Origin of the sequence: Agromyces allii, from assembly GCF_009749385.1 — a bacterium.
GTDB lineage: Bacteria > Actinomycetota > Actinomycetes > Actinomycetales > Microbacteriaceae > Agromyces > Agromyces allii.
In genome coordinates, this window is sequence record NZ_WBIN01000004.1 from 1 (window position 1) to 11,802 (window position 11,802).

General features: G+C 70.9%; 14 protein-coding genes. 4 read left to right on the forward strand and 10 right to left on the reverse strand.

Features of this window, described 5'->3' with window-relative positions; genetic code table 11:
* The 3 genes from dnaG to dusB all read right to left on the reverse strand — a co-directional run.
* Positions 1-1,384: DNA primase (gene dnaG, locus GQR16_RS06355; RefSeq protein WP_157414325.1), on the reverse strand; the 1,384-nt coding region annotated here is incomplete at its 3' end.
* A gap of 84 nt (positions 1,385-1,468) precedes the next feature.
* Positions 1,469-2,728: a deoxyguanosinetriphosphate triphosphohydrolase gene (locus GQR16_RS06360; RefSeq protein WP_211373460.1), complete on the reverse strand. Its 1,260-nt coding sequence runs from the start codon at positions 2,726-2,728 to the stop codon at positions 1,469-1,471.
* A gap of 2 nt (positions 2,729-2,730) precedes the next feature.
* Positions 2,731-3,888, reverse strand: a complete 1,158-nt coding sequence (gene dusB, locus GQR16_RS06365) for a tRNA dihydrouridine synthase DusB (RefSeq protein ID WP_157414326.1) — start codon at positions 3,886-3,888, stop codon at positions 2,731-2,733.
* A 91-nt stretch (positions 3,889-3,979) separates the two neighbouring features.
* Between dusB and GQR16_RS06370 the strand changes: the two genes are divergently transcribed.
* The gene (locus GQR16_RS06370) at positions 3,980-4,459 is read left to right on the forward strand and encodes an aminoacyl-tRNA deacylase (RefSeq protein ID WP_157414327.1); all 480 of its coding nucleotides are present in this window, start codon (positions 3,980-3,982) and stop codon (positions 4,457-4,459) included.
* A gap of 21 nt (positions 4,460-4,480) precedes the next feature.
* On the opposite strand, the gene GQR16_RS06375 is transcribed toward GQR16_RS06370, so the two are convergent.
* The 4 genes from GQR16_RS06375 to GQR16_RS20050 are packed head-to-tail and all read right to left on the reverse strand — an operon-like array spanning position 4,481 to position 6,249.
* Positions 4,481-4,642: a hypothetical protein gene (locus GQR16_RS06375; RefSeq protein WP_157414328.1), complete on the reverse strand. Its 162-nt coding sequence runs from the start codon at positions 4,640-4,642 to the stop codon at positions 4,481-4,483.
* Positions 4,639-5,295: a DsbA family oxidoreductase gene (locus tag GQR16_RS06380; protein ID WP_157414329.1), complete on the reverse strand. Its 657-nt coding sequence runs from the start codon at positions 5,293-5,295 to the stop codon at positions 4,639-4,641. Before GQR16_RS06380 ends, GQR16_RS06375 begins: the two co-directional genes overlap by 4 nt.
* Positions 5,288-6,130 carry a Pr6Pr family membrane protein gene (locus GQR16_RS06385; RefSeq protein ID WP_157414330.1) on the reverse strand — a complete coding sequence of 281 codons (843 nt, stop codon included), beginning with the start codon at positions 6,128-6,130 and terminating at the stop codon, positions 5,288-5,290. The genes GQR16_RS06380 and GQR16_RS06385 overlap by 8 nt, the downstream gene beginning before the upstream one ends.
* The gene (locus GQR16_RS20050; RefSeq protein ID WP_281351375.1) at positions 6,127-6,249 is read right to left on the reverse strand and encodes a hypothetical protein; all 123 of its coding nucleotides are present in this window, start codon (positions 6,247-6,249) and stop codon (positions 6,127-6,129) included. Before GQR16_RS20050 ends, GQR16_RS06385 begins: the two co-directional genes overlap by 4 nt.
* Here GQR16_RS20050 and GQR16_RS06390 point away from each other — a divergent pair.
* Both GQR16_RS06390 and GQR16_RS06395 read left to right on the forward strand, forming a co-directional pair.
* Complete coding sequence (locus tag GQR16_RS06390; protein WP_170298430.1) at positions 6,248-7,156, forward strand: LysR family transcriptional regulator; 909 nt, start codon at positions 6,248-6,250, stop codon at positions 7,154-7,156. The genes GQR16_RS20050 and GQR16_RS06390 overlap by 2 nt on opposite strands.
* Before the next feature lie 4 nt (positions 7,157-7,160).
* Positions 7,161-7,529 carry a hypothetical protein gene (locus GQR16_RS06395; protein WP_157414332.1) on the forward strand — a complete coding sequence of 123 codons (369 nt, stop codon included), beginning with the start codon at positions 7,161-7,163 and terminating at the stop codon, positions 7,527-7,529.
* Here GQR16_RS06395 and GQR16_RS06400 read toward each other — a convergent pair.
* Positions 7,472-8,278, reverse strand: coding sequence for an isoprenyl transferase (locus GQR16_RS06400; RefSeq protein ID WP_157414333.1), 807 nt, complete (start codon positions 8,276-8,278; stop codon positions 7,472-7,474). The genes GQR16_RS06395 and GQR16_RS06400 overlap by 58 nt on opposite strands.
* Complete coding sequence (gene recO, locus GQR16_RS06405) at positions 8,275-9,015, reverse strand: DNA repair protein RecO (RefSeq protein WP_157414334.1); 741 nt, start codon at positions 9,013-9,015, stop codon at positions 8,275-8,277. The genes GQR16_RS06400 and recO overlap by 4 nt, the downstream gene beginning before the upstream one ends.
* A gap of 83 nt (positions 9,016-9,098) precedes the next feature.
* Between recO and GQR16_RS06410 the strand changes: the two genes are divergently transcribed.
* A complete protein-coding gene (locus GQR16_RS06410; protein ID WP_157414335.1) occupies positions 9,099-9,785 on the forward strand; it encodes a trimeric intracellular cation channel family protein in 687 nt (228 codons plus the stop codon).
* Between the two features lie 120 nt (positions 9,786-9,905).
* Here GQR16_RS06410 and leuA read toward each other — a convergent pair whose 3' ends face one another.
* Complete coding sequence (leuA, locus tag GQR16_RS06415) at positions 9,906-11,678, reverse strand: 2-isopropylmalate synthase (RefSeq protein WP_157414336.1); 1,773 nt, start codon at positions 11,676-11,678, stop codon at positions 9,906-9,908.
* Positions 11,679-11,802 lie beyond the last annotated feature (124 nt).

Here is an 11,802-nt window from a genome sequence, read left to right on the forward strand (position 1 = left end):
CGGCCCCGCCGTCGCGCGCGCCGCCGTCGCGGCCGGAACCCCGCGCGCCGGCGCCTCCGTCACGGGGACGCGACTGCGCCTGCCGCACGGCCCTGGTCGCCTCGCCGAGCTCGACGCCGAGCATGCGCGCGAGCTCGCGCGTGTACCCCGGACGCATCGCGGGGTCGCGGATGTCGGCGATCACGGGCGCCGCCGCGCGAAGCGCCGCGACCCGCCCCTCGACGGTCTCGAGGTCGTAGCGCTCGACCGTGTGCCGGAGCACGAACTCGAACAGCGGCGTGCGGGAGTCGACCAGCGAGCGCACCGCGCCGTCGCCTCGCGCGAGGCGCAGGTCGCACGGATCGAGTCCGTCGGGCGCGACCGCCACGAACGTCTGCGCGGCGAACCGCTGCTCCTCGGCGAAGGCGCGCATCGCGGCCTGCTGCCCGGCGGCGTCGCCGTCGAACGTGAACACGACCTCGCCGACGCCGGAGTCGTCGCCGAGCACGCGCCGCAGCACCTTGATGTGGTCGACGCCGAACGAGGTGCCGCAGGTGGCGATGGCCGTCGTCACCCCTGCGAGGTGGCAGGCCATGACGTCGGTGTAGCCCTCGACGACCACCACGCGGTGCGACTTGGAGATCTCGCGCTTGGCGAGGTCGAGCCCGTAGAGCACCTGCGCCTTGTGGTAGATCGCGGTCTCGGGGGTGTTCAGGTACTTGGGGCCGTTGTCGTCGTCGAGCAGGCGCCTGGCGCCGAACCCGACGGTCTGCCCCGTGACGTCGCGGATCGGCCACACGAGCCGGCCGCGGAACCGGTCGTACACGCCGCGGTCGCCCTGCGACACGAGGCCGGCCGCCGAGAGCTCCTCGCTCGAGAAGCCGCGACCCTTGAGGTGGTTCGTCAGGGCGTCCCAGCTCTTCGGTGCGAAGCCGACGCCGAACCGTCGGGCCGCCTCGGCGTCGAAGCCGCGCTCGCCGAGGAACCGGCGACCGACCTCGGCCTCGCTCGTGCCGAGCTGTTCGGTGAAGAACTCGGAGGCGGCCTGATTCGCGGCGAGCAGCCGTGCACGGTTGCCGTGATCGCTCGCCTGGCCGCCGTCTTCGTAGTGCAGCTCGTAGCCGAGACGGCCGGCGAGGCGCTCGACGGCCTCGGTGAACGAGACGTGGTCCATGCGCTGCAGGAACGTGTACGCGTCGCCCGACTCGCCGCAGCCGAAGCAGTGGTAGTAGCCGAGTGCCGGCCGCACGTGGAAGCTCGGGCTGCGCTCGTCGTGGAAGGGGCAGAGGCCCTTCATCGACCCGACGCCCGCGGACTTCAGGCTCACGTGATCGCCGACGATATCGGCGATGTTCGTTCGGGCCTTCACCTCATCGACGTCACTCTGTCGAATTCGGCCGGCCATGGCTCTCATCCTAGATCGCCGCAGCCGGGCGGATGCCGGTGCGACGCGACTCGGGGCGGCCGGATGCCGAGTTCGCCCGCGGCATCACCGACGAACGAGGCGCTCGTGCCAGGCCAACGCCGACTGGTCGGTGAGGCTGGCCACCTGGTCGACGATGACGCGGCGCCGGGCCGTGTCGTCGGATGCGGTGGCCCAGTCTTCGGCGAACCCGGGATCGAGATCGCGCTCGCCGGTCGCGAACAGCGCGTCGGCGAGCTCGACGAGCACTTCGCGCTGCTGCGTGTAGATGGGCTGGCGGCTGTTGCGCGACATCACGAACGCGGCGACGATGCCCTTGAGCACGGCGATCTCGGCCTGCACCTCGCGCGGAACGACGACATCGGCGTCGAACCGGATGAGGCTCGCCAGCGGGAACGCCGAACGCGTCGCCTCGGTGGCCGCCCGCGCGAACCGGCCGATGAGCTGGCTCGTGAGGTTCTTCAGCTGCGCCTGGTCGCGGCGGCTGCCGCTCCACGAGTCCATCCAGCCGTCGAGCGAGTCGAGGCGGTCGAACGCGGCGATGAGCTCGTCGTGCGAGAACGCCCCGCCGATCCACTCGTACATCGAGGTGACGAGCGCGTCGTGGTCGACCCGCTCGCCGAGGCTCTCGACGTCGATGTAGCCGTTCACGATCGCGTCTTCGAAGTCGTGCACCGAGTAGGCGATGTCGTCGGAGAGGTCCATGACCTGGGCCTCGATGCAGAGCCGGCGCTCGGGCGCCCCGCGGCGGAGCCACGTGAACACCTCGAGGTCGTCGCGGTAGAAGCCGAACTTCGCACGCCCGCTCGGATCGGCGACCGACGTCGCCTCGGGCCACGGGTACTTGCAGCTCGCGTCGAGGCTCGCCCGCGTCAGGTTGAGACCGTAGCCGCGCCCTTCGGCGTCGAACACCTTGGGCTCGAGCCGCGTGAGGATGCGGAGGGTCTGCGCGTTGCCCTCGAAGCCGCCGATGTCTGCCGCCCAGACGTTGAGGGCCTTCTCGCCGTTGTGCCCGAACGGCGGATGCCCGAGATCGTGCGCCAGGCAGGCGGTGTCGACCACGTCGGGGTCGAGCCCGAGCGAGGACGCGAGCTCGCGCCCGACCTGCGCGACCTCGAGCGAGTGCGTGAGCCGGTTGCGCGCGAAGTCGAGCCCGGCGGTGGGGCTCAGCACCTGCGTCTTCGCCGCGAGGCGGCGCAGCGCGCTGGAGTGCAGCAGGCGTGCGCGATCGCGCGCGAAGTCGCTGCGTCGGTTCGTGTGCTCTTCTGGATGCTGGCGCTCGGTGTCGACGTCGTGGTAGCCGCCGAAGAGTCGCTCGGATGCCACCCTCAGCCGCCGCTCGTGTCGAGCTCGGCGTCGACGAGGGTCGTGCGGTCGTGCCCCGCGAGTTCTTGCGAGTCGAGCCAGCCGTCGGGCAGGGCGGGCTTCTTCGGGGTGCCGGCGCGGCCGCGCGGCCCCTCGGCCCCCTCGCCCGGATACGGCATCGACCAGTCGAGCGTGCCGAGCAGGTCGTCGAGCTGCGCGAGCGACTCGACGGTCGCGAGCCTCGCGCGCAGGTCTCCGCCGACCGGGTAGCCCTTGAAGTACCAGGCGACGTGCTTGCGGATGTCGCGGCAGCCGCGCTCTTCGGAGTCGAAGAACTCGGTGAGCAGCTCGGCGTGGCGTCGGAACGTCTGCGCGACCTGGCCGAGCGACGGATGGAAGTTCTGCGTCTCGCCGCGGAACGCCGCCGCGAGGTCGCCGAAGAGCCACGGCCGGCCGAGGCATCCGCGACCGACGACCACGCCGTCGCAGCCGGTCTCGGCGACCATGCGCAGCGCGTCTTCGGCCGACCAGATGTCGCCGTTGCCGAGCACGGGCACGCCCGTGACGGTCTCTTTCAGCTTGCCGATGGCCGCCCAGTCGGCGTGGCCCGAGTAGAACTCGGAGGCCGTGCGCGCGTGCAGGGCGATCGAGGCGACGCCGGCGCCCTCGGCGATGCGACCCGCCTCGAGGTACGTGAGGTGGTCGGAGTCGATGCCCTTGCGCATCTTGATGGTGAGCGGGATGTCGCCCGCGGCCGTGACCGCGCCCTCGACGATGTCGCGGAACAGCCCGGTCTTCCATGGAAGCGCGGCGCCGCCGCCCTTGCGCGTGACCTTCGGCACGGGGCATCCGAAGTTCAGGTCGATGTGGTCGGCGCGGTCTTCGGCGACGAGCATCGTGACGGCCTCTGAGACGGTCTTCGGGTCGACGCCGTAGAGCTGGATCGAGCGCGGCGTCTCGGACTCGTGGTGCGTGATGAGGCGCATCGACTCGGGGGTGCGCTCGACGAGCGCGCGCGAGGTGATCATCTCGGAGACGTAGAGGCCGGCGCCGAACTCGCGGCACAGTCGACGGAACGCCGTGTTGGTGATGCCCGCCATCGGGGCGAGCACGACGGGCACGTCGAGTTCGAGGCCCCCGATGGTGAGCGGGCCTGCGGGGGTCGTGGAAGTGAGTGACATCACGGTCGATTCTCCCAGAATCCCCTGACATCCCGCCCCCAGCCCGATCGGCCGGCCGTAGGATCTCCCTCAGACGAGCGGTGGAGGACGAATGAGCGAGACGATCCCTGGTTCCGAACGGGTGCGAGCCGACGCGGCGGCGAGAGGCCTCGACGTCGAGATCATCGAGCGACCGGCCGCCCGGAGCCTCGAGGAGGCCGCCGAACTGCTCGGCATCACGCCCGCCGACATCGTCAAGTCGCTCGTCGTCAAGCGCAGCGACGACACCTACCTCTTCGCGCTCGTGCCCGGCGGTCGCAAGATCTCGTGGCCGAAGCTGCGCGCGCTCGTCGGCGTCAACAAGCTGCAGCTGCCCGACGCCTCGCTCGCGCTGGCCGCGACCGGCTACGAGCGCGGCACGATCACGCCGCTCGGGTCGACGACGGCATGGCCGGTCTACATCGACGAGTCCGTCGTCGGGCGCCGCGTCTCGATGGGCGCGGGCGAGCACGGCCGGAGCCTGTTCGTCGACGCCGACCGGCTCATCGAGGCGCTCGACGCGGTCGTGGCCGACCTCAGCGACCCCGAATAGGCGCGGCCCCTCGGCGGGCGACTACGCTTCGGGCGTCGCGCCCGGCACGAAGCAGACGTCGCCCTCGCACACCATCGCCGACGGGTCGCCCGCCACCATCGTGAACGGCGACGCCGCGGCATCCGTCGGCCGGATCGCCGGGTCGGATGCCACGGGCGTGCCGTTCGCCACGGCGTCGCTCACGCGACGCGCTCGCCGGAGATCTGCGCGATCGCCTGCGAGAAGACCTCGGCCGGCTGCGCGCCGGAGATGCCGTACTTGCCGTCGATGACGAAGAACGGCACGCCGTTGATGCCGTACGCGCCCGCCTGGGCGATGTCGGCCTGCACGTCGGACGCGTACCGGCCCGACTCGAGCGCGTCACGCGCGGCGTCGGCGTCGAGGCCGACCTCTGCCGCGTAGCCGACGAGTTGGTCGATGCGGTTCACGCGACCTCCCTCGACGAAGTACGCCTTGAGCAGGCGCTCCTTGAGCTCGAGCTGCTTGCCGTTCGCCTTCGCGAAGTGCAGCAGTTCGTGCGCCTTCAGGGTCTTCGTGTGCGCGACCTTCTCGAAGTGGTAGTCGAGGCCCGCGTTCGCGGCGACGCCCGTGACGTGCTCGAGCATCTGCTCGACGCGCTCGACGGGCATGCCCTTGCGATCGGCGAGGTACTCGACCGTCGACCCCTCGAAGTCGAGCGGGGTGTCGGGCGAGAGCTCGAACGAGTGGTACTCGATCTCGACATCGGGTGCGTCGGCGCCGAGCGCCTCGATTCCGGCCTCCAGATGGCGCTTGCCGATGTAGCACCAGGGGCAGGCGATGTCGGACCAGATGTCGATCTTGATGGGTTCACTCACGCTCAGGTCGAACCGATGCGGACGCATGCGTATTCCCGGCATCGCCCGGAAGATCCCGGACGTCGGATGCCGCGGCCGATGCCGTGACGGCTCGCGCGCCGTCCGAAGCGCTCGACCACCGTCGCGAGACCCACACGACCAGAGCGGCCACCGCGGCGAACACCGCCGCGATCACGACCACCCAGAACGCGACCCCGAGGTATCCGTCGGCCTGACGCTCGGGGTTCAGGAACGGATACGGGTACCAGGTCTGCACGGCCTTCACCTGGTCGTAGACCAGCGGGCCGCGCAGGAGCGTGTAGGCGACCCAGGCGATGGGGAACGCGATGATGATCCAGATGCGGCTCCACGCGAGCCGCGGGCGACCGGGGGCGAAGAGCCAGTCGAGCACGAGGAAGATCGGGGCGATCACGTGCATGACCTCGTTGGTCCACGGCTGCGAGTCGCCGCCGCCCGTCACCGCGAGGCCGCGGAGCAGCAGGTTGTAGACGATGCCCGTGACCGCCATGTACGTCGTCGCGCACCCGCGCACGACGGCGAACCACTCGGGGTCGGGCAGTCGCCCGCCGAAGGCGAACACGGCACCGAGGAACAGCACGAGGGCGGCCAGCAGGTTCGACTCGATCGTGAAGTAGCTGAAGAAGTTGACGTTCAGCGTGACGAGGTCTTCGAACGCCTCCTCGATCCAGAAGCCGTACGACCCCTGATAGGTCACGATCGTGGCGGCGATGATCGCGACGGCCATCGCCACGCGGAGCACCGCCCAGAGGAGGACGAAGCCTCTCGGTGCGGTATCGACGCGGCGTGCGGAGGCGGCGGAAGCTGAGTCGGTCACGCGGCCAGCGTATCGGCGACACGGATCGATTCGAGCGGCGCATCGACGGCGTGCCGCCACGGCAGGCGCATGCGCGGCGAGAATCCGACACGCGGCATCCATGCCAGAATCGCATGCATGCCGCGCAACTTCGACCTCCTTTCGGCGTGCGAGGCGTTCGTCTCGGTCGCCGACCGCGAGAGCTTCACGGCCGGTGCGATCGGCACCGGCGTGACCCAGTCCGTCGCGAGCCGCCGCATCGCCGCCCTCGAGGCGCACCTCGGGGCCCGCCTCTTCGAACGCACGTCGCGCCGCGTCGCCCTCACCGCGTTCGGCCGCAGCGTGCTGCCCGGCGCGACCCGGCTCGTGGTGGCCGCACAGGAGTTCGCCGACGACGCCGATCACGCCCGCGCGCTGCCGATCACACTCGCGGTGCCGCGCCACCTCTCCCCCGCGGCGGCCGCACGCCTCTGCGCGGCCGCGGCCGACCGCGCACTCTCGGTCGAGCTGCTCGAGGGCGCCCCGCGCGAACGCGCCGAGTGGATCGGCTCCGGCCGCGCCCAGCTCTCGCTCCAGCACGTCGAGCCCGAACGCGCCGACTGGTCGACGCCGCTCGGCGTCGGATTCGCGCGCGGTGCGGACTCGGGCGACGAGCCCTTCTACCTCGCCGAACTGCGCCCCCGCCGCGGAACGCCCGAGCGACGCCGCCTCTGGTTGCAGCCGGAAGACGACGTGCCGAACGTGCGCGACCGCCTCGAACGCGTGCGCAACGGCGCAGGCCTCGCGACCGACCACCTGCGCGTCGCCACCTCGCTCGTCACGGCCGTGGCCAGGGCGATCGGCGACGGCGACCTCGTGCTCTGCACGAACGCCGAGGCCCGCGAAGCCGATCTGGCGTGGCATCCGCTCGGCGACCTCGCGCTCAGGCGCGGCTACACGCTCGTGCACCGCGACGCCGATCTCGGTGCGCGCTTCGTCGAGGCGACCGGCGGGCTGCTGCCCGACCTGCTCGGCACCCCGGGCGAACCGGCCGAAGACGAGCGCTGAGCGGATGCCGCAGCCACGAGCCGGCGCCGAGCGTGCCACGACGATCGTGTTCCTCGACTACTCGCGCACGGTCGTGATGGCGCGGGTCGTCCGCCGAACCCTCCGCCGCCGCATCCGCCGCACCGAACTCTGGAACGGCAACCGGGAGGCCCCGCTCGCCACCATGCTCACCGACCGCGACCACATCATCCGGTGGGCGTGGCGCACGCACCCGACCTGGCGCGGGCAGGTGGCCGACGCGGCCTCACGGCATCCGTCGCTCGACGTCGTGCGCCTCGCGAACCCGCGCGAGGCCGAGCGCTGGCTCGCCGCGGGTCAACCGGCCGTCGGTGCGTCGACCGCACCGCCGAAGCGCCGATTGCGCGACGCGTAGAGCTCGATCGCCTGCCAGAGATCGGTGCGCGAGAAGTCGGGCCAGAGCTGGTCGAGGAAGACCATCTCGGCGTACGCCGACTGCCACAGCAGGAAGTTCGAGGTGCGCTGCTCGCCCGAGCTCCGCACGAACAGGTCGACGTCGGGCATCTCGGGCACGTAGAGGCGCTTGGCGATCAGCTTCTCGGACACCGCCGAGGGCTTCAGCCGGCCGGCCGCCACGTCGTCGGCGATCGAGCGCACCGCGTCGGTGATCTCGTTGCGGCCGCCGTAGTTGACGCACATCGTGAGCGTCAGGGTGTCGTTGCCGGCGGTGAGCCGCTCGGCGAACTGCAGCTCGTTGATGACCGAGGCCCAGAGTCGCGGCTTGCGACCGGCCCAGCGGATGCGGACGCCCCACTCGTTGAGCTGATCGCGTCGGCGGTGCAGCACGTCGCGGTTGTAGCCCATGAGGAACCGCACCTCGTCGGGGCTGCGCTTCCAGTTCTCGGTCGAGAAGGCGTACACCGAGAGGTGCTTCACGCCGGCCTGGATGGCGCCGGCCACGACGTCGAGCAGCGCCGCCTCGCCCGCCTTGTGCCCCTCGATGCGCGTGAGCCCACGGCGATTCGCCCAGCGGCCGTTGCCGTCCATGACGATCGCCACGTGGTTCGGCACGGCGCCCTTCGGGAACGCGGGCGGGTGCACGCCGGTCCAGTCGAGCGGCTTGTAGGCGACGGCGTCGCGGTGCGTGTAGGGCTTGGGGGTCACGGTGCGGTGATTTCTCTCGAGACGTGCGGCAACGAGCGGAGGCCGCGCTCGAGGTGCCACTGGGTGTAGGCGGCGACGATGCCGCTGGCCTGGTTGCGGTCGCCCACGGCCGAGGCGTCGACGAAGGCCCAGTCGCCGGCGAGGAGCGCGCCGAGCAGCGCGACCGTCGAGCGGGCGATGCGCGGGGTGCCGGGCGGCGCGCACTCCTCGTCGCAGACCACGCCGCCGAGCTGCACGACGACCGCCGTGTGCTCGCCCGGACGGCCGCAGCGCGAGCAGTCCTCGAAGCTCGGCGCCCAGCCCGCGAGCGCGAGTGCGCGCAGCAGGTACGAGTCGAGCGTGAGGGTCGCGCCGTGCTCGCCGCGCGCGAGCGACCGCAGCGCGCCGACGAGCAGCAGGTACTGCTGCAGCGAGCCCTCGGACTCGGTCAGCTTGTCGGCGGCCTCGACCATGGCGCTGGCCGCCGTGTAGGCCTCGTAGTCGGCGCTGATCTCGGCGCCGTACGAGCCGAGCGACTCGGCCTGGGTCACGACGTCGAGCGTTCGGCCCTCGTAGAGCTGCAGGTCGGCGACCATGAACGGCTCGAGGCGGGCCCCGAACTTCGAACCGGTGCGCCGCACGCCCTTCGCGACCGCGCGGATCTTGCCGTGCCGCCTCGTGAGGAGCGTGACGATGCGGTCGGCCTCACCCAGCTTGTGGGTGCGCAGCACGACGGCTTCATCTCGGTAGACGGGCACCCTTCATTCTCCCACCCGCCGCCGACGGCACGGCGCACCGCGCGGATGGCGCGCATGCGGCATCCGTCTGGTTCACTTGCCTCGTGGAAACCCAGCAGTTCTTCATCCCCCTCTGGCTCGATCTCACGGCGGTCGGACTCGGCGGCGTGCAGGGCGCCCTGTTCGCGTCTGGGTTCCAGGGTCAGCGTCGGCTCGACCTGCTCGGTGTCGCCCTCGTCGGCATCGTCATGGGGTTCGGCGGCGGCATGATCCGCGACCTGCTGCTCAACGAGCCGCTGCGGGCGCTGCAGAGCAACTGGTACCTGATCGTCGCGATCGCGGCAGCGCTCCTCGGCATGCTCCTGGCCGGGCCGCTCACGAAGGTCAACGGCCTGATCGTCGGCCTCGACGCCATCGTCATCGGGATGTTCGGCGCGCTCGGCACCTCCAAGGCGCTCGCACTCGGGCTGCCGATCCTGCCCGCGGTGTTCGTCGGCGTGGCCGCAGCAGCCGGCGGCGGCGTGCTCCGCGACATGCTGATGGGCCTGCCCATCGCGATCATGCACGTCGGGTCGCTCTACGCGGTCGCCGCCGGAGCCGGATGCATCGTGCTCGCCGCGCTCGACCTGTTCGGCGTGCCGCTCTTCGTGGGCGGCATCGTCTGCGTCGCCGTCACGGCCGTCATCCGCTGGCTCGCGGTGATCTTCGACGTCTCGTTGCCCGAGCAGCGCATGCTCTACCGGCGCAAGGTCGCGACCGAGACGGGCATGCTCCCCATCATCCGCAACTGACCGCGACGGCCCGCGGACCGACGCTTCCGCGATCGCGCACGGCCGGCCCCGAGCAGCGAACGGCGGCTGAGACGACGGATGCCGCGAGCCGGCGTCGGCTCGCGGCATCAGTCGTTCGGATCAGACCCCGACGGCCTCGAGCTCGTCGACCGCGACCCGTGCGCGGATCGCGCGGTTGACGGCCGAGACGACGGCCTTCAGCGATGCCGTGGAGATGTCGGCGTCGAGACCGACGCCCCAGAGCGTGCGGTCGCCGACCTGGCACTCGACGTAGGCCGCGGCCACGGCGTCGCCGCCGGACGACATGGCGTGCTCGCTGTAGTCGAGCACGCGCACGTCGACGCCCTCGGCGCCGAGCACCGACAGGAACGCCGCGACGGGTCCGTTGCCGCTGCCCTCGGCGTCGACGCGCTCGTCGCCGTCGCGGAGGCCGACGCGCACGCGGACCTCGCCCGTGAGGTCGCTCTCGGTGCGGAGCGACAGCAGCTCGAAACGGCCCCACTTCTCGTCGGGCTGCTCGGCGGGCGCGGGCAGGTACTCGTCGGTGAAGACGGCCCAGATCGCGTCGCTCGAGACCTCGCCGCCCTCTTCGTCGGTCTTGGCCTGCACGACGCCCGAGAACTCGATCTGCAGGCGACGCGGCAGGTCGAGCGCGTGGTCGTTCTTCAGCAGGTACGCGACACCGCCCTTGCCCGACTGGGAGTTCACGCGGATGACGGCCTCGTAGCTGCGACCGAGGTCGCGCGGGTCGACGGGCAGGTAGGGCACGGCCCACTCGAGCTCGTCGACCGTGACGCCGCGACGCTCGGCCTCGGCGGCCATGGCCTCGAAGCCCTTCTTGATCGCGTCCTGGTGCGATCCGCTGAACGCCGTGTAGACGAGGTCGCCGGCCCACGGGCTGCGCTCGTGCACGGGCAGCTGGTTGCAGTACTCGGCCGTGCGCTTGACCTCGTCGACGTCGGAGAAGTCGATCTGCGGGTCGATGCCCTGCGTGAACAGGTTGATGCCGAGGGCGACCAGGTCGACGTTGCCGGTGCGCTCGCCGTTGCCGAAGAGGCATCCCTCGATGCGGTCGGCGCCGGCCATGTAGCCGAGTTCGGCGGCCGCGATCGCGGTGCCCCGGTCGTTGTGCGGGTGCAGCGAGAGGATCACGTTCTCGCGGTGCGCCAGGCGACGGCTCATCCACTCGATCGAGTCGGCGTAGACGTTGGGCGTCGCCATCTCGACGGTGGCGGGCAGGTTGATGATGACCTTGCGCTCGGGCGTGGGCTCGAAGATCTCGATGACCTGGTTGCACACGTCGACGGCGAACTCGAGCTCGGTGCCCGTGTAGCTCTCGGGCGAGTACTCGTAGTACACGTCGGTGCCCGGGACGGTCGACTCCATCTCGCGGCACTTGCGCGCGCCGTGCAGGGCGATGTCGATGATGCCCTGGCGGTCGGTGCGGAAGACGACCTCGCGCTGCAGGATGCTCGTCGAGTTGTACAGGTGCACGATGGCCTGCTTCGCACCCTGGATCGACTCGTAGGTGCGCTCGATCAGGTGGTCGCGCGCCTGCGTCAGCACCTGGATGGTGACGTCGTCGGGGATCGCGCCCTCTTCGATGAGGCTGCGCACGAAGTCGAAGTCGGTCTGGCTCGCGCTCGGGAACCCGACCTCGATCTCCTTGTAGCCCATCTTGACGAGGAGGTCGAACATGATGCGCTTGCGCTCGGGGCTCATCGGGTCGATGAGCGCCTGGTTGCCGTCACGCAGGTCGACGGCGCACCAGCGCGGGGCGACCTCGATGCGCTTGGACGGCCAGGTGCGGTCGGGCAGGTCCACGGCGATCAGTTCGTGGAAGGGGCGATACCGGTGGACGGGCATCGCCGAGGGCTTCTGGGTGTTCTTCATGAGGTGCTCTTCTCGCTTCTCGGATGCGTTCAGCCGACGACGAACTCCGCAGCGAGGGAGGCCTGGAAACTAGGACTCGCTGCGGCAGCTAAGGAGAAGCAGGCCGTAAGACACGCACCAAGGC